Below are 17,626 nucleotides of genomic sequence, written 5' to 3' on the forward strand. Positions count from 1 at the left end.
ATGAATAATTCGGGTTTAATTTCTTTTTGTAGTCTTTCATTTTCCTGCCATCCAAAAGCAAAGGGAGCATGATGTTTTCTTCCACATTCAGGTTAGGAATCAGATTATAAAACTGAAATACAAATCCTATTTTCTGCCGCCGAAACCGGCTCATTTTTTCGTCTTCCAGGTGGGATATATCTGTGCCGTTGAGACGGATGGAACCGCTTGTGGGAGAGTCAAGACCTCCAAGAATATAAAGCAGCGTGCTTTTCCCGGAACCGGAAGGTCCCATGATGGATAAAAATTCCCCCTGCTTTACTTGCAAAGACACATCTTTTAATACGTTGGTTATAGTATCGCCAAGCCGAAAATCTTTCACAATATGTCTGACTTCAACAGCGATGGAACCGGCTAATGGTTTCATGTGCAAAACCTCCAATCTCTTCTTAAAGTTTGATCTCTTCTATCAGTTTCATCTGCCGGCTTTTGAAAATTGGAATGACGGAACCGGACAAAGTGATTAAAATTCCACTGGCCCCGGCCATTAGAAATGTTCTGGCACTAAGTGCCGGTACCATAGTGATTTTCGGCCCAGCCACAATAAAAATTATTTTTATCTCCATATAGGATACAAATATCGCAATTATCGCTCCGATCATACCGCAGGAAAACCCCTCAATCAGTATCATTTTCATGTTTTGCCGGCTGCTTAGTCCAATCGATTTATACATGGCGATTGTACGGCGCTTTTGCATATAGTTAATGAGAAGATTATTAATAACACCGACCGCCGCAAGCAGCAAAATGAAGTAAGTCATGCTGTGCATAGGCTTTAAAAAGGCTCCGACTGTAGAATGGGTGTCTGCGTTAAATTCTTCCACCGTCCGGCTCCAGTTTGATGTATTTCCAAACAGGTCACGGATTTGAATCATGACTGCATCTGGATCAGCGGCTGTATAGGCTAAAAAGTCATAGCTTTCTTTGCCGAAATCAGAGGCTGCATAAAACGATGGAATCACAGCTTCCACATCAGTTGCCCTCGATTTGAAACTGCCGGTTATAACATAAGAGCCGGCTGCGGTACCATTTGACAGAGTGAGCACATCTCCCACAGTAAATCCCGTCCGCTTCAGACAACTTTCGCTTAATATCATGGTTCGATGGGCGGCAAATGCAGAAACGGCCTGCTCCTTCATAACGGGTTCTGTATAATGAAGTGCCAGCATGGAGCTATACCATTCCAGATTATCTGTTGCTTCAAGCCGTGAAAAAAGAATACCATTTCCATTTATTTCATTCTCGAACACATAGAGGGGCAGCACCTTTTCAACACCGTCCATATTTTTGACCTGATTTACAAACTCCGGAGTCATTTGCCCGTCTGCAAAACCCTGTAATTCTGCATCTCTAAATACGTCGCTGATATAGGTATTTACGAAATCGCCCACAACGCTGATTGCGATGACTGCAGAAATACTGATAAAAAGCAGTGTAATGTTCTGTGTGATATTTTTGTTGTCCCGCATGTTCCGGGCAGCGAGCCTGCCTATATTATTAAAAAGCAGACCGTATACGCATTCCAGTCCTTTAGAAATCAGATTTGTTAAAGGGGGAATGACAAATATTGTTGCTGTAATCAGTCCTGATAAAGAAAAGCCGCCGGCCAGATTTAACATGTTTTCAGGAACAAACTTCGGAAAAATTATTGAAATCAGAAACAATATAATCCCTGTTCCAATGATTATGTGCCGGGGAGGGGAACGCTCTTCAACGGTGCCAAGAACTACTTCCTTAATTGGAAGGCGGCTTGCCCGGTACACCGGAAGCCATGCACTAAGGAGAGAAACGGCTAAAGCCATAGTGAAGGAGATTATAATGCTGAACGGTGTAATAACTACGGGGATTTTAATTCCCTGTGGCAGAGATTTCCCCATACCCTGCAAAACCAGTTTCAGTACAAACATTCCAACAGGAATACCAGTCAGTCCGCCTGCGCTGCCATATAGCAGGCTTTCCAAAAGAAGAATACGGGTAACTGTTTTCCGGGTTGCTCCAATGCTGCGAAACGTTCCGATCACTGGTAACCGGTCTAATGTAATTACCTTGTAGCTGCTGTAAATAATAAAAACGCTGATTGTGAGGGAGAAAAAGCTGATTAAAAAAAATGGCATGGATTTTTGCTTTGCGTCGGCTTTGATCTGTGCTTCATTTATAATCCCAGAGACCTGATATCTGCCGTCAGGTAGCACTGCCTCCAGCTCGTTTATCAGATCATCCGTAGAGATGCCTCTCGCAGGTTTTATTAATATCTCGCTGTATCCATCTGTTTTCCCTGAAAGTCCGGACAACGTAGAAAGTGGTAAAAGAGCGGTCGCCCCCCGTGTTTTCCGCAGAAAAACAGTATCATAAGCAGCAATTTCAGCTACTTCAAAACGAACCGGAGTCCCCCCTGTCTGCAGAGTTATACTATCTCCTTTTTTAATTCCATACTTTAAAGTAAAACGGTCAGGAAGAATGATTTTCCTGCCGGAGAAATCTGTGATTTCACCTCCATCGATCAGACGAGGCTTATTAATCTCATCAAGCTGTAACAGATCTGCTGCAATCAGATCGACTGTTTCATAATACCCGTTTTCGTGATAAATACAGCTTTGCTTCAGCACCCCCACTCTTGCGCCGATACAGGGTAAGTCGGGAATATCCCCGCTCCTGATGGTACCCGGGTCTCCAGAAGCACTAATAGAAACCGTTGCACTTCCTGTCATACCCCGGGCCATTTTCTGCTGGGCACTTTCATAGGAAGCGGCAAGAGAAAAAGATACGAACAGCAATGTGGAAGAAAGAAGAATTGACAGCAGCATAACAGCGGTTCTTGCTTTGTGCTCTTTTACATTAATCAAAATGTATTTTAGTATTACTTTCAACGAAACACCTGCTTTCTGATGGAAACAGACCATTAACAGGTCTGTCCCATCTGTATTCTGGCTTGAATGACACATAAAAAGGCTGGCAGCTATCATAATTAAATGATAAACTGCCAACCTTAATCAGTGTTTCAGGCAACCTTAATTAACCTTAATTTATGGGAAACTGTATTTGAAAAGAAGATCCGATGTCCGGTATGCTGGATACGGCAATGATGCCTCCGTGAAGCTCTACAATGCTTTTTGCTATGGCGAGTCCTAATCCCGTTCCATCAGACCTGTGTTCTGTATTAGTTCCACGATAGTAACGCTGAAAGAGGGAGGGCGTTTCTGCTGCTGACATTCCCCTTCCGTTATCGGTCACAATAATCTGAAGCAGGGTATCAGAAACGGATATTTGCAGAGCAACTGCCGTATTTTCATCGCCATGGACAAATGCGTTAAGAATGATATTTTGAAATACTCTTGTTAAAAGTATTGGATCGAATGAAAATAAAATCGTTTCCACGGAAGTTTCAAAGTCTATTATACGTTGCTCATATTCTGGATTATTTAAGATATCAATTACCAGTTCTTTTAAGAAACGTATGAAATTTTGCTCCTGCAGTTTCAGGGGAATCATACCATTATCTAATTGATAGGTTAATTTCATTTCATCAATCAGCGCTTCCATATAAGCGGCATTTTTTAATATAACCTGCGAATATCGTTTGCATTGTTCCTCCGTTTTGGTGCCATTCTCCTGTAATAGTTCGGCATAGCCTTTTATGGGCGATAAGGGTGTTTTCAAATCATGGGTAATGTTAGCGATCCAATCTTCCCGCATTTTTTCAATTTGTCTGAGAAGCCTGTCGCTTTCTCTAATCTCTGAATCCAGAGTGTTCAGGCTATCATATAGGTCCTTGTAAGCACCGTGAACTTTAATTGGAAGATAATTGCGTACCGAAATTTCTCTGATGGAAGTTATTAAGCGGTTCATGATGTGTGTAGTCCAGAATCCATAAATAATACCGGAAATTAGAACAACCGTAAACAACATACCGAGAATAAGAATGACAATTGTTTTTCCTCCTGTAAACCTGTCTCCATTGAGATACATGGTTATTTTGGTAATCATCATAGGAAAATGTAGAATATAGACGTAGTCATTTCCATTGTTTGTAACCGTTCCGATGAAAGCTGTTGTATTGCTGCCTTTTAACTGTCCTGTCTGATAAAGCTTAAAAAGCTCTGTATTGGAGTATGTCAGATCAGCCTGATCCGGTTTTTCATAGCTGAATATTTCATTGCCGGAATGATCTAAAATCTGCAGCCCGATATCATTTTTCTGCATCAGTTCCAGTCCCGGCTGCCGGATTTGTGCTTTCTCATTGATAAATATAATATATTCCCTGAAATTCTCCGTAAATGATTTGGGCCAGTCGCTTCTTGTGGTGGTGCCAGTGGAGGTTTTAACGGTAATCAATAAGTAAAAGAGAGCAAATGATGCGGCTATCGTTCCAAGCAGCGACAGAAAGAAAATCAGATAAATATGAAAAGTGGTGAAGTATCCGGATTTTTTCATCTAATCAGTCCTCTTCTTTAATTTGTATCCCAGGCCTTTTACTGTAATCAGCTGTTGGGGATTTGAGGGTGTATCCTCGATTTTTTCGCGGATATGCCGGATATGAACCATAATGGTATTATCACAAATGCTGCTGTAATCACCCCAGACCTGTTCGTACAGGCGCTCTTTGCTGATGATTTTATCCGTGTTTTCCATTAGATAAGACAATAACAGAAATTCACGCCCGGTCAGATTGATTTCCTGCCCTGACTTATAGACCCGGCAGCTTTCTTTATCAAGAGTAAGAGAGCCGGCATTTAAAATCACCACGTTTCCCAACCCGGGTGCAGCCTGATACTGCTGGCGGCGAAGCTGCGCTTTGATGCGGAAAACAACTTCCCGTGGGCTGAATGGTTTTGTAATATAATCGTCACCTCCGCAGGAAAGCCCCAGAATTTTATCAATATCATCATTTTTAGAGGAAAGAAACAGGATGGAGCAGTAGGAGAATTCCCGTATTTTTCTGCACACCTCCAGTCCGTCAAAATCAGGAAGCATAACATCCAGCACAACAACGTCAGGCTGAAACTCCCGGCAGATTCGTAACGCTTCAAGACCTGTATATGCTTTCTCAATGACATGAAAACCATCCTGCTGCAACACTTCCTGTATCAGATTGACAATATCTCTTTCGTCATCTACCAATAAAATTTTGCTGTTCATTTCCATATAGATACCCCCCTCTATCCTGATAGAACCATCATATACGGTCAAACAGATAATATCAACAGGGAGTTTTTTTGTTCATGGTAATGATTTACTTTTTACCAGTTCCATAAAATGCAGCATTACCGGATTTAAATACTTATTCTGATGATAAATTATCTGATATTCCCGCTTCAGTTCAACACCCTGCAGGTGCAGGGCAAACAGCGTTCCCTTTTCCAGGTATCCGGACACCTGGTGTTCCGGCAGTATGGCAATTCCAAGATTTGTATAAGCTCCCCATATGATTGCTTCAATGCTGGTGCTTTCGAGGACAGGGCGTAGGATAAAATCATGCAGGTGAAAGGCAGATTCAGCCAGTTTTCTGGTCTGACTGCCTTTTTCTCTTAATAGAAAACGTTCTTCTTTTAAGTCCTCCAGTGTTATTTTCGCTTTCTGTGCCAACGGGTGGGAAGGACTGCAAACTAAAATTAACTGTTCTTTGGCAAATGGTTCAGTCAGCATTTTATCAGAGCTGCTTACTCCCTCGGTAAGAGCCAGATCAAGCTGATTCTCCAGGATAGCGGTTTCGATTCTGTCGGAAGTGTCAACCTTTATATATGGCATGGGAACCTGACCACTTTCCGTAAAACAGTGAATGATATCAGGCATCAGGCAGGCTCCGATGGTGCTGGAAAATCCGATCCGCAGCGGGGTGGTTTGGTCCTGCTTTTTAAACTCCGAATCCATTTCCTGATAAAGTGAGGTGATGTGGGAGGCAAATTCATATAAATGGCGGGCAGCACTGGTCTTTTGAATCCCCCTCCCGGCCCGTTCAAACAACCGGATGGAATACTCATTTTCCAGTTCCCGGATTGCCAGACTCACCGCGGGCTGGCTGATATTCAGCTTGTTTGCAGCAGCAGTAATGCTTTCTTCCTTATAGACCGTGACAAAGATCATCAATGTTTTAATGGACATGATTTCCTCCTGAATATCATATTTACATACTGGTAATATATGATATATAAGCAAAAAAATATGGTTATAGGGGAATAGATAAGGAAATTCTAACATATAGTGAAAGAAAAAGCAATAACATACTTTACAAATATGTAAATAGGGATTAAACTTCCAGATAACACACGTAGCATGCGGAGGTTCATGAATGAGAAAAAGAGGAAAAAAGCGGGCAGCAGCCCTGGTGCTGATTATCACAGCTGCAGTAATGTCTGCAGGATGTGCCAGGCGGGCAGATTCCGGAAAAGACGGAACAATCACAATCACCAATGTTTCTTATGATCCCACCAGAGAGTTTTATCAGGAGTACAACAAAATCTTTGAATCCTATTACAGGGACACCTATCAAACCGGAATAACGGTGGTGCAGTCCCACGGTGGATCGGGCAGTCAGGCACGTTCGGTCATAGAAGGGGCAAAAGCAGATGTGGTGACTCTGGCTCTGGCCCATGATATTGGCATGATTGAAAAGTCCGGTTTGATTGATTCCGGATGGATTAAGGAATTTGAGGGAAATTCATCACCTTATACCTCTGCCATCGTGTTTCTGGTGAGGAAAGGGAATGAAAAAAAGATAAAGGACTGGTCTGATCTGATTAAACCAGGTGTGGAGATTATTACCCCGGATCCAAAGAGCAGCGGGGGGGCAAGCTGGAATTTCCTGGCTGCATGGCAGTACGCGAAAGTCACCTTTCATGGAGACGAGGAAAAAATGAAATCCTTTGCGGCAGACCTTTTTAAAAATGTTTCTGTTATGGATTCAGGGGCGAGGGGAGCCACCACTACTTTTGTGGAAAACGGGCAGGGAGATGTGCTGATTGCCTGGGAGAATGAAGCCATTAATACGGTGAAAGAGTATCCGGATCAATATGAAGTTATCACTCCCGGCATCAGTATTCTTGCAGAGCCCAGTGTGGCGGTGGTGGATGAAAACGCCCGCAGAGACGGAGCAGAGAAGGTTTCTGAGGAATACTTAAAATACCTCTATTCCGATGAAGCTCAGAGGCTGATCGGCGAATACGGATACAGACCTTCCAATAAAAAGATTCTTTCTGAATTTTCCGAAAAGTTCGATCTTAATGTAAATCTTTGTACCATTGATGATTTTGGCGGCTGGGATACCGCCTATGAAACCTTTTTTGCAGACGGTGGAATCTTCGACCAGATTTACGAAAATTAGAGGGAGGAAAGTCAGATGACAAAACAGTCAGATCCAACAGGAAAAAGCCAGCGTGTCATACCGGGATTCGGGCTGAGTATGGGAATTACACTGTTCATGCTTTCGGGCATTATACTCATTCCACTTGCGTCAGTGCTGGTATATTCCTTTCAGTTATCCCCCCGGGAGTTTATAAGCCTGATTACAAAGACCAATGTGGTAAATGCGTTTAAAACCAGCCTGCTCTGTTCCCTTTTTGCCGCATTTGTAAACAGTGTGTTCGGGCTGATTCTCGCCTGGGTTCTGGTGCGTTACGAGTTTCCAGGCAAACGGATTATGGATGGGCTCATTGAACTCCCATTTGCCCTCCCCACTGCAGTAGCAGGAATCACTTTGTCCAAGCTGTATTCAGATACGGGGATTATGGGCCGATTTCTTGGATCGTTGGGGATAAAAGCGGCATATACGAAGACCGGACTGACCATCGCCCTGATTTTTATTGGAATACCATTTGTGGTGCGGTCTATTCAGCCGGTACTTGAGACCCTTGATCCACGGTATGAGGAGGCGGCTGCAATTTTAGGAGCCGGGAAATTTCATACGTTTAGAAGGGTAATTCTGCCGGAGCTTGGCCCTGCGCTTCTGACTGGATTCGGTCTTGCCTTTGCAAGAGGCGTGGGGGAATATGGCAGCGTGATCTACATATCCGGAAACAACGCCAGGAATCAGACACAGGTGGTATCTTATGTGATCATGCAGAAACTGAACTATGTGGATTATCCCGGGGCGACGGCGATTGCTCTGGTGATGCTTTTCCTGTCCTTTCTGGTTTTACTGTTTGTAAATATGATTCAGGTGCATCAGGCGAAGCGCACCAGCTGCTTATAGGAGGGTAAATGGATGAAAATAAAAGGTAAATGGATTCTCATTGGAATCAGTACGTTATTTCTTTTTTTCATGCTGGTCCTGCCTCTGATCTCAGTCATTGTCAATTCACTGAAAGAGGGTATGGGCTTTTATTTAAAATCATTGGCTGCCCCTTCTGTAAAATCAGCGTTTGGGGTCACTGTGCTGGCAGCTGTGACTGCAGTCGCCGTCAATACCATCTTTGGGATCGCGGCAGCATGGCTGATAACCAGATTTTCGTTTAAAGGAAAGCAGATTCTTTCTGCAGTCATTGACATTCCATTTTCCATCTCTCCCGTGATTGCAGGGCTTGCCTTTTTAATGACATTCGGGAGAATGGGATGGGCGGGAGGTCTGATTGCCAGACTTAATGAGGCTATTGGAACAAATATCCAGATCGTATTTGCCGTTCCCGGGGTGGTGCTTGCGACTGTATTTGTCACATTTCCATTTGTATCAAGGGAAATCATACCGGTTCTTCTTTCCATAGGAAAAGAAGAGGAAGAAGCGGCGGCGCTTATGGGGGCAGATGGATTTACCATATTCCGGAAGATTACGTTTCCTCATATACGCTGGGCACTTCTTTATGGGGTGATTCTCTGTACGGCAAGGGCACTTGGAGAGTTCGGGGCTGTCCATGCTTTGTCAAAAACCAGAGGGGAGACATTTACTCTTCCTCTTGAAATCGATGCCCTTTATCTTTCCAATTCATCGGAATCCATTACCTCGGCATTTGCGGTTTCTTCCATTCTGGTTCTTATGGCGGTGGCAGTGCTGATCATACGGAATGTGGCGGAGCATCAGGCAAAAAAAAGTGAGGCAAAGCAGTAGAGATTTAGTCAGGAGGGTCTTATGTACATAGAACTGAAACATGTTGAAAAATCATACGGAGATTTTAAGGCTTCAAAAGAGGTGAATTTCGGCCTGAAAAAAGGAACACTGGCAGCTCTTCTGGGACCAAGCGGAAGCGGAAAAACAACAATTTTGCGGATGATTGCCGGTTTTGAAACGCCGGATTCCGGTGATATCGTTATCGATCAGAAAAGAGTCAATGATCTTCCGGCAGCTGATAGAGGAATCGGTTTTGTATTTCAAAATTACGCATTGTTCCGATACATGACAGTTTTTGAAAATATTGCCTTTGGTCTGGAAGTAAAAAAGGTTCACAAAAAGCTGATTAAGGAACGGGTTATGGAGCTGCTGTCCTTAACCGGTCTGGAGGGGTTAGAGAAACGCTATCCCAACCAGCTTTCCGGCGGACAGCGTCAGAGGGTTGCATTTGCCAGAGCACTGGCACCCAGCCCCGGGCTTTTGCTTCTTGATGAACCGTTTGCAGCCATTGATGCAAAGGTGCGTCAGGAACTTCGCAGCTGGTTAAAGGAAATGATTCATAAGGTAGGCATTACCAGCATCTTTGTCACCCATGATCAGGATGAAGCGGTGGAGGTAGCAGATGAGATTATTGTCACCAATCAGGGAAGAATTGAACAGATCGCCAGTCCATTTGAGATCTATAAAAATCCTACAACTCCCTTTGTAGCTGAGTTTATCGGTCAGTCCGCGAGAATGGATGGGTATCATAAGCTGAAGGGATTTGAAAAAGGTGATTACATGGGGGCGATCATCCGGCCTGAATTTGTGGAAGCATTTAAAAGTGATAATTTAAAGTTTCAGGATGTGATGGAGTATTCGGAGGAGGGAACCATTGAAGAGATTTCCTTTCGTGGAAACTATCTGGAGGTACGGCTCAATGTAAATGGAGTTTCCCTTACCACCCGCCGGTCTCTGGAAAGGCGTCCTGTTTCCATTGGTGAAAAAATGCATGTGATCGTTTACCGGATTTATGCTTACGATGACAAAAGGGCGTATCTGCTGGAAAATGCACTGTTAAACGGAGCTAATATCGTCACATTCTGACACAGAAAAAAGGATCAGACAGAGGAGTTAAAGATGAGTATAAGGTTAAAACGGGAAGTTATGACGGCAGATGTTCTGATTATAGGCGGAGGGACGGCAGGTTGTTATGCGGCGCTGACTCTTTCAAAGAATTCGGATTTAAAGGTTATTATTGCCGAAAAAGCCGGGATCAGGCGGAGCGGCTGTCTGGCAGCAGGGGTAAATGCCATAAATGCCTACATTACAGAGGGGAAGACTGCTGAGGATTATGTGGATTACGCAATGAAAGATGCGGCAGGCATTGCAAGAGAAGATCTTCTGTTAACGGCAGCCTTAAGATTCAATAAAGTGACAGCTGATTTAGAACGGCTGGGGCTTGTGATACTAAAGGATGAAAAGGGCAATTATGTGGCCAGAGGAAAACGTAATATAAAGATTAACGGAGAAAATATAAAGCCCATTCTTGCTGATGCCGTATTGCAGGCACCAAATGTCACGGTTTTAGAGCATGTAAATGTGACGGATCTGCTTGTAGATAACAATAAAGTAAAGGGAGCTGCCGGCTTTCATATGGATGAAAATACCGCTTATGAAATCCGGGCAGCAGCAGTCATTGTTTCCACCGGAGGTGCAGCCGGTCTTTATAAGCCAAATAACCCGGGATTTTCCCGGCATAAGATGTGGTACCCTCCCTTTAATACAGGAGCTGGTTATGCCATGGGAATTAAAGCCGGTGCAGAAATGACATCTTTTGAAATGCGCTTTATTGCACTCCGATGCAAGGATACCATAGCCCCCACCGGAACCATTGCCCAGGGAGTCAGGGCAAAACAGATCAATTCCAGAGGTGAGGTTTACGAAGAAAAATACGGAATCACCACCAGTGAACGGGTCTATGGAACCGTAAGGGAAAATCAGCTGGGTAATGGTCCCTGCTATCTTCACACGGGAGGAATTGACAAAGACACGGAGGAAGACTTACTGAAAGCATACTTAAATATGGCTCCCAGCCAGACTCTTAAATGGCTGCAAAATGACAGGACGCCTGGAAAAGAGGATGTGGAGATAGCGGGAACCGAGCCTTATATAGTTGGAGGCCATACTGCAAGCGGCTACTGGATTAATACAAACAGGGAGACCACAGTCAGCGGTTTATATGCGGCAGGAGATGCAGCAGGCGGCTGTCCCCAGAAGTATGTGACAGGAGCCATGGCAGAAGGGGAAATTGCCGCAATTGATATTATAAAAAAAGGCAGGCGGATTGAAATCTCAGATCAGATTCCAGCCTTTGCTGATGAAAAGATCCGGGAGTATGAAAGCATTTTAAATGGCACAGAAGCCGTTTTTTCAGCAGAGGAGCTGGAAGAGGCAATGCAGAAGGTGATGGATGAGTATGCCGGAGGGATTTCAACCAATTATCAGTTTAATGAAAAGCAGCTGAAGCTTGGAGAAGAAAAAATAATGGAAATCACGGAGCTGACCAGATATTTAAATGCCTCCGATATGCATGAGCTGATGTTTGTCTATGAGCTGAAGGAACGCCTGATTGTATGCCGTTCTGTCATTGCCCATCTGCGCTTTAGAAAGGAAACCAGATGGCATTCCTTCCAGGAGAATTTAGATTTTCCCAGGACAGATGAGGCTTACCATAAATTTGTTAATTCCACACTGAAAGACGGCAGGTTGATTTTAAAACTCCGGGACATAGGAAAGGAGACCAGATATGAGCATACGGATTTCTAAAGAAACATGTGTGGGCTGTCTTGCCTGCATCCGGGTCTGTCCGGGCAGTCTGATTAAGGAAAAAGACGGCAAAGCATTTATCAAATATCCCAGAGACTGCTGGGGCTGTGCCTCCTGCGTGAAGGAGTGCCGGTTTGGAGCCATTGATTTTTACCTGGGAGCTGATATGGGAGGAAATGGAACTGTGATGAACGTGTCCGTGGAAGGGGACCGCCTTCTCTGGAACATCACCAGACCCGATGGTACCGTACGCATGATTGAAGTGGACGGTAAAAATTCGAATAAGTATTAGAGGAGAAAATATTATGAGCAGATTATCCCATCTTGATGAGTTGGAAGCAGAAGCAATTTATATTATCAGAGAGGTAGCCGCCCAGTGCGAGAAGCCGGTTATGCTCTATTCAATCGGAAAGGACAGTTCCGTCATGCTCCACCTGGCATTAAAGGCGTTCTATCCGGAGAAGCCGCCTTTCCCATTTCTTCATGTCAACACCACCTGGAAGTTTAAAGAAATGATTGAATTCCGGGACAGGACAGCTAAGGAACTGGGGATTGAGCTGCTGGAATACATCAACGAAGACGGTGTCGCAAGGGGGATCAATCCATTTGACCATGGCTCCTCCTATACGGATATCATGAAAACCCAGGCATTAAAGCAGGCGCTTAATAAATATGGGTTTACTGCAGCCTTTGGCGGGGGCAGACGGGATGAGGAAAAAAGCCGTGCAAAAGAACGGATCTTTTCCTTCCGAAATGCTTCCCACGCCTGGGATCCTAAAAATCAGAGACCGGAAATGTGGAAGCTTTACAACACAGAGATTTATAAAGGGGAGAGCATCCGGGTATTTCCTATTTCCAACTGGACGGAAAAGGACATCTGGCAGTACATAAAACAGGAGAATATTCCCATTGTTCCATTGTATTTTGCCGCAGAAAGGCCGGTTGTTTACCGGGATCACGATATTATCATGGTGGATGATGACCGGATGAGGTTAAATCCCGGAGAGGTTCCCCAGCTTAAAAAGGTTCGTTTCCGGACGCTGGGCTGTTATCCTCTTTCCGGCGGAGTTCTTTCAGAAGCAGTTACCATTGATCAGATTATTGAAGAGACTCTAAGCTCCGTAGAATCAGAGCGGACCAGCCGGGTGATTGACAAAGACGGCGGAGCCGCCAGTATGGAAAAGAGAAAGAGGGAGGGTTATTTCTAATGAACGGATTGCTGAAATTTATTACATGCGGAAGTGTGGACGACGGAAAATCTACTCTGATCGGTCATATACTCTACGATTCCAAACTGCTGTATGCAGATCAGGAAAAGGCGCTGCTGCTTGACAGTAAGGTGGGCTCCAGAGGCGGTGAGATTGATTATTCCCTTCTTTTAGACGGTCTGATGGCGGAACGGGAGCAGGGAATTACCATTGATGTGGCTTACCGGTATTTTACAACGGAGAGAAGAAGCTTTATCGTGGCGGATACACCGGGGCATGAGGAATATACAAGAAATATGGCGGTAGGGGCTTCCTTCGCCCAGTTAGCGGTTATTCTCGTGGATGCGAAGCAGGGCGTTCTGGTACAGACAAGGCGCCACTTAAGGATCTGTTCCCTTATGGGAATCCGTCATTTCATCTTCGCAGTCAACAAGATGGATCTGGCCGATTACAGTCAGGAACGCTTTGAAGAGATCAGCCGGAGTGTTGCAGCTCTGACAGAGGAATTGTCTTTAAAGCATGTGACCATAATTCCTGTCAGTGCCACGGAAGGGGATAATGTGACAGCAAAATCAGATCATATGCCCTGGTATCTGGGAGAAACGCTGCTTTCCTGTCTGGAGCAGACCGAAGTTGCAAAGGAGGATGGGAATGGTTTTTATATGCCTGTTCAGAGAGTGTGCCGTCCTGACCATGAATTTCGCGGTTTTCAGGGCCAGGTTGAATCAGGAACCGTTTCAGTCGGACAAAGCCTAACCGTTCTTCCTGGAAATGAGACAGCAAAGATAAAGAGCATCCTGGTGGGGGACCGGCCGTCGGACCAGGCATCTGCAGGCCAGGCAGTTACCATACAGCTTGACAGAGAGGTGGATGTGAGCAGGGGAAGTGTTCTGACCGATCAGGATCAGCTGCCGGTAAGCAAAGAGGTGAAAGCCTCCATTCTGTGGATGGATGAAGCACCACTTAAGGAAGGCAATGATTATCTGCTGAAGCTGGGAACAAGAATGCTTCCCGCCGTGGTAAAGCGCATTGATTACCGGGTGGATATTAATTCAGGTGAGCATTTACCCGCCCAGGAGATTGGTAAGAATGAGATTGCGTCCTGTCTGATTGAATTTTCCCAAAGAATCCCGGTTGATGAATTTAAAAGAAACAAAACTCTTGGGGAACTGATTTTAATTGACAGAGTCAGCCATATGACATCAGCCTGCGGAGTAGTAGAGCATGTGGAGAGCGGAGAAGAAAAACCTTACTTTGAGAAAGGCGGGTTACGGGCAGGCGGATACATTTTTGAAGAGTTCTATTTTAATCTGGAAAATGCCTTTCTTTCCAGACAGAAGACAAAAGAGACCACATACCGCCAGGGTGACTTAGTCCCTGTTTCGGGAGACAGTTTCCATTATCCTGACTTTTTTGATGTAATATCTCTGGATGATTCTGCAGCAGTTCTTGTGCGAAACAGAACAATACTGGATATCATAAGCCTTGATGATTATGGTTATTCCGGATTACCGATTCTGGATGAGAGAGGCTTTGCCTTAAAAATCGGTTCCAGAGAAGATTTGTTAAACTGCCTGGCTGAATATAAAAAACTGGCGCCTGGTAATAAAATCGCTTTCCATAATAAATGGTCTAAATTTGAAACGTACAGACGGATTGTATGTAATGAAAATTTCTGGATTATTTAAAGCATATATTAAAACCAAATAAAAAACAGCTTTCCGTCTGCTATGATTGCAGCTGGGAAGCTGTTTTTTATTGAATGAGATAACCTGGTAATTACATACTTTTTGGATAGTTTTATTGGTAAATATATACAAAATATACGCAGTATACTTGATACTGCGTGGTGAATATTGATGAAAATAATGATATATTTTTATTATACAACGCCCTAAATTAATTGTCAAATAATAGTATATTATGTAGAAATATGTATATTGATAAAAATTATACATAGTTTTTAAGCTTTAATACGCCTGTTTTACTTAAATCACCAGTTAAGCCGTCAGAATTTAAGTCAGTTAATATTTTTAGAGAAATTAGTATGCTATATATTGTTAATTATAATAGAGAGTTTATTTTTATGCAAAGATATAAATTCTTATACCGTCATTTTCAGCGTCCCATATAAAATAAACATTGATAAATAAAAGGATTTTTTTAAAATGCGCAGTATCAAGTATACTGCGAATATTATCGGCGGCGTGTATTTTATGCAACACATTTAAACTGAGTTTCGCAGTATCCTGCTAAAAAGCCGGAGAGCTGAAAACACTGCACGCCCAGAAACAGGTTAAATAAAAAGGAGAAAACTATGTCGGAGCATGCTTCAGGAAAAAACGTGAGAAAGATTCACAAATTTGGTTTAAAAAGTCTACTGACTAAAATACTTTTTTTCGTCGGAATCCCTGTCATTCTGTCCTTTTGTATTGTGGGTGCGGTCATCTTGTTTCTGGTTAAATCCAGCGTGGACGACATGACTGAAAAAGAGTTGATTGCAAAATCACAGGTGGCTGCTGAGGAGATGGAAGGTTACTTTAATCAATACAAACACAAAGCCGGCCAGCTGTCAGATACGGTGGCGCTTCAGAAATTTTTCCAGGATTTAAGGCCAGGCACAGTCATTACATCGGAATCAGGATTTGATGATATCAAACAGACTATGGTTCGGTCTTACGAGAAAGATAAGGATTCCATTGTGGCTTTCTGGATTGCTGACATAGATTCCAGCCAGCTGGCCCAGTCAGACGGATTTGTGTCTGATCAGACTTATCATGTCACAGAACGTCCCTGGTATCAGCGCCTGGTGGATTCGGGAAGTACAATTATGACAGAGCCTTTTGAGGATTTCGCAACAAAGGCACAGATTGTAAGTATTATAGCCCCTGTTTTTGGAACAGATGGCAAGGAAATCATAGGAGCCGTAGGAATTGACTTTTCTCTGGATGGACTTGTAACAACCATTGGCTCCTATCAGCTTGGAGATACGGGATTTTACATACTTACATCAAAAGAAGGACAGGTTATTTACCATCCGGACAAGGAGATGGTAAATAAAAAAATTGCCGATTTAGATATGTCACAGAACATGAAAGATGCTCTTACCTCCTCTTCGGAAGGATTTCTTTCTTTTACCTCAAAACAGTCAGAGGCAGAGGGGTATGTGCGTAAGGTGGGAGATACGGGCTGGACTGTAGCTGCCGGACTTCCGGTGAATGAATTTTACCAGGGTTACAGGGCAATCACGGTCTCTATGATTGGGGTATTTGCGATTGCAGTACTGGTGGTAGTTGTCATGATTCTGCTGATTTCCAGGATGATCGTTGCACCAATTAAGAAGCTGACCAGAACGGCTGACTTAATCGCTGACGGCAGACTGGATATTTCGGCAGATGTAAGCTCCAGCGATGAGACCGGGCAGATGGCGTTTGCTTTAAACCGCACGGTAGTCCAGTTAAACCGGTATATCGATTATATCCGCGAGATCACCCAGGTGCTTGAAGTGATGGCAGACGGGAATATGCAGATAGAGCTTAATCAGGATTATAAAGGGGAATTTGCGCCTGTAAAAGATGCACTTTTAACCATTTCCCAGTCGCTGAACCACACTTTGAAATTAATACAGGCAAGTGCAGATGAGGTGGGGATCGGAGCAGATCAGGTATCCCAGGGAGCTCAGACTCTGGCTTCAGGTTCGGCAGAACAGGCAGCCACCATTGAAGAATTAAGTGCTTCCATTGAAGGAATGTCAGAGCAGGCGGAATTAAATATGGAGAAGGTGAAAAAAGCAGCGGAGTCTGTCCTTCAATCAGCACAGGGACTTTCAAAGAGCAATGAATTTATGGAACAGCTAAGATCAGCCATGAAAGATATCAGCAGTTCCTCCGATAAAATAAACAGCATTACAAAGGTAATTGAAGATATTGCCTTCCAGACGAATATTCTTGCTTTAAATGCGGCAGTGGAAGCTGCCAGAGCAGGAGAAGCCGGGAAGGGATTTGCAGTAGTTGCTGATGAGGTCCGCAGTCTGGCTGAGAAATCAGCACAGGCAGCAGGGCAGACTGCAGCCATCATTGTACACTCTTCAGATACCGTTTCAAGAGGAGAAAAACTGGTTGGTATTACGTCTGAGACTTTAAATGAGGTTGCGGTAAGCTCTGGTTTTGTTGAACAGGTCATTGGTGAAATCGAAGCTGCATCAAGATCACAGGCAGAATCGGCAAAACAGATGGCACTGGGACTTAACCAGGTATCGGCAGTGGTGCAGTCCAATGCTGCCACTGCACAGGAAAGCTCCGCTTCCAGCGAAGAACTGGCCGCTCAGGCCCAGACTCTCAGGGATGAAGTCGGCAAGTTTAAGCTCAGCTGAAACACATAAATAAGAACGCAGTCAGCTGTGAAAATTTTTATCAATAAATCTGCGGGAAATTTGTAAAACCTTTTTGACACGTGGCGAAAAAAGGATTATACTGGTGATATATGGAAAAAGGGGGGGAGTAATCTCCCTTTTTTTCTCCGGAAATCTCAACAGAAA

14 protein-coding genes are annotated in these 17,626 nt (G+C 43.9%); 9 read left to right on the top strand and 5 right to left on the bottom strand.

Annotated features, from left to right (window positions below; all coding sequences use genetic code 11):
- The 5 genes from DS742_RS15255 to DS742_RS15275 form a co-directional block, all read right to left on the bottom strand.
- Window positions 1-406 (bottom strand): ABC transporter ATP-binding protein (locus DS742_RS15255; RefSeq protein WP_117417840.1); only part of this gene is annotated, 406 nt, incomplete at its 3' end.
- 22 nt (window positions 407-428) lie between these two features.
- Entirely contained in the window at window positions 429-2,939 is a 2,511-nt protein-coding gene (locus DS742_RS15260; protein ID WP_437126176.1) for an ABC transporter permease, read from the bottom strand.
- 118 nt (window positions 2,940-3,057) lie between these two features.
- Window positions 3,058-4,470, bottom strand: a complete 1,413-nt coding sequence (locus DS742_RS15265) for a sensor histidine kinase (protein WP_117417841.1) — start codon at window positions 4,468-4,470, stop codon at window positions 3,058-3,060.
- Window positions 4,471-5,181 carry a response regulator transcription factor gene (locus DS742_RS15270; RefSeq protein ID WP_117417842.1) on the bottom strand — a complete coding sequence of 237 codons (711 nt, stop codon included), beginning with the start codon at window positions 5,179-5,181 and terminating at the stop codon, window positions 4,471-4,473.
- 75 nt (window positions 5,182-5,256) lie between these two features.
- The gene (locus DS742_RS15275; RefSeq protein WP_170313479.1) at window positions 5,257-6,138 is read right to left on the bottom strand and encodes a LysR family transcriptional regulator; all 882 of its coding nucleotides are present in this window, start codon (window positions 6,136-6,138) and stop codon (window positions 5,257-5,259) included.
- A gap of 187 nt (window positions 6,139-6,325) precedes the next feature.
- Here DS742_RS15275 and DS742_RS15280 point away from each other — a divergent pair, with 187 nt between their 5' ends.
- The 9 genes from DS742_RS15280 (at window position 6,326) to DS742_RS15320 (ending at window position 17,461) form a co-directional block, all read left to right on the top strand.
- On the top strand, window positions 6,326-7,357 hold the full coding sequence (locus tag DS742_RS15280; protein ID WP_117417844.1) for a sulfate ABC transporter substrate-binding protein: 1,032 nt from the start codon (window positions 6,326-6,328) through the stop codon (window positions 7,355-7,357).
- Between the two features lie 15 nt (window positions 7,358-7,372).
- Window positions 7,373-8,224, top strand: coding sequence for a sulfate ABC transporter permease subunit CysT (cysT, locus tag DS742_RS15285; RefSeq protein WP_117417845.1), 852 nt, complete (start codon window positions 7,373-7,375; stop codon window positions 8,222-8,224).
- Window positions 8,225-8,236: 12 nt separating this feature from the next.
- On the top strand, window positions 8,237-9,073 hold the full coding sequence (locus DS742_RS15290; protein WP_117417846.1) for a sulfate ABC transporter permease: 837 nt from the start codon (window positions 8,237-8,239) through the stop codon (window positions 9,071-9,073).
- Between the two features lie 21 nt (window positions 9,074-9,094).
- Window positions 9,095-10,159: an ABC transporter ATP-binding protein gene (locus DS742_RS15295; RefSeq protein WP_117417847.1), complete on the top strand. Its 1,065-nt coding sequence runs from the start codon at window positions 9,095-9,097 to the stop codon at window positions 10,157-10,159.
- 33 nt (window positions 10,160-10,192) lie between these two features.
- Window positions 10,193-11,881, top strand: coding sequence for an adenylyl-sulfate reductase subunit alpha (locus DS742_RS15300; protein WP_117417848.1), 1,689 nt, complete (start codon window positions 10,193-10,195; stop codon window positions 11,879-11,881).
- The gene (locus DS742_RS15305; RefSeq protein ID WP_117417849.1) at window positions 11,862-12,173 is read left to right on the top strand and encodes a ferredoxin family protein; all 312 of its coding nucleotides are present in this window, start codon (window positions 11,862-11,864) and stop codon (window positions 12,171-12,173) included. The genes DS742_RS15300 and DS742_RS15305 overlap by 20 nt, the downstream gene beginning before the upstream one ends.
- Window positions 12,174-12,186: 13 nt before the next feature.
- Complete coding sequence (gene cysD, locus DS742_RS15310) at window positions 12,187-13,089, top strand: sulfate adenylyltransferase subunit CysD (RefSeq protein ID WP_117417850.1); 903 nt, start codon at window positions 12,187-12,189, stop codon at window positions 13,087-13,089.
- Window positions 13,089-14,777 (top strand): sulfate adenylyltransferase subunit 1, encoded by a 1,689-nt coding sequence (locus tag DS742_RS15315; protein WP_117417851.1) that lies wholly within the window; start codon window positions 13,089-13,091, stop codon window positions 14,775-14,777. Before cysD ends, DS742_RS15315 begins: the two co-directional genes overlap by 1 nt.
- Before the next feature lie 629 nt (window positions 14,778-15,406).
- Complete coding sequence (locus tag DS742_RS15320; RefSeq protein WP_117417852.1) at window positions 15,407-17,461, top strand: methyl-accepting chemotaxis protein; 2,055 nt, start codon at window positions 15,407-15,409, stop codon at window positions 17,459-17,461.
- Window positions 17,462-17,626 lie beyond the last annotated feature (165 nt).

Source organism: Lacrimispora amygdalina (assembly GCF_003432035.1).
GTDB classification, from domain to species: Bacteria; Bacillota; Clostridia; order Lachnospirales; family Lachnospiraceae; genus Lacrimispora; species Lacrimispora amygdalina.

What these genes read in the sequence shown, in the direction of transcription:
- DS742_RS15260 (WP_437126176.1), bottom strand. Translation starts at nt 2,939, where the DNA reads ATGGTCTGTTTCCATCAGAAAGCAGGTGTTTCGTTGAAAGTAATACTA.
- DS742_RS15265 (WP_117417841.1), bottom strand. Translation starts at nt 4,470, where the DNA reads ATGAAAAAATCCGGATACTTCACCACTTTTCATATTTATCTGATTTTC.
- DS742_RS15270 (WP_117417842.1), bottom strand. Translation starts at nt 5,181, where the DNA reads ATGGAAATGAACAGCAAAATTTTATTGGTAGATGACGAAAGAGATATT.
- DS742_RS15275 (WP_170313479.1), bottom strand. Translation starts at nt 6,138, where the DNA reads ATGTCCATTAAAACATTGATGATCTTTGTCACGGTCTATAAGGAAGAA.
- DS742_RS15280 (WP_117417844.1), top strand. Translation starts at nt 6,326, where the DNA reads ATGAGAAAAAGAGGAAAAAAGCGGGCAGCAGCCCTGGTGCTGATTATC.
- cysT (WP_117417845.1), top strand. Translation starts at nt 7,373, where the DNA reads ATGACAAAACAGTCAGATCCAACAGGAAAAAGCCAGCGTGTCATACCG.
- DS742_RS15290 (WP_117417846.1), top strand. Translation starts at nt 8,237, where the DNA reads ATGAAAATAAAAGGTAAATGGATTCTCATTGGAATCAGTACGTTATTT.
- DS742_RS15295 (WP_117417847.1), top strand. Translation starts at nt 9,095, where the DNA reads ATGTACATAGAACTGAAACATGTTGAAAAATCATACGGAGATTTTAAG.
- DS742_RS15300 (WP_117417848.1), top strand. Translation starts at nt 10,193, where the DNA reads ATGAGTATAAGGTTAAAACGGGAAGTTATGACGGCAGATGTTCTGATT.
- DS742_RS15305 (WP_117417849.1), top strand. Translation starts at nt 11,862, where the DNA reads ATGAGCATACGGATTTCTAAAGAAACATGTGTGGGCTGTCTTGCCTGC.
- cysD (WP_117417850.1), top strand. Translation starts at nt 12,187, where the DNA reads ATGAGCAGATTATCCCATCTTGATGAGTTGGAAGCAGAAGCAATTTAT.
- DS742_RS15315 (WP_117417851.1), top strand. Translation starts at nt 13,089, where the DNA reads ATGAACGGATTGCTGAAATTTATTACATGCGGAAGTGTGGACGACGGA.
- DS742_RS15320 (WP_117417852.1), top strand. Translation starts at nt 15,407, where the DNA reads ATGTCGGAGCATGCTTCAGGAAAAAACGTGAGAAAGATTCACAAATTT.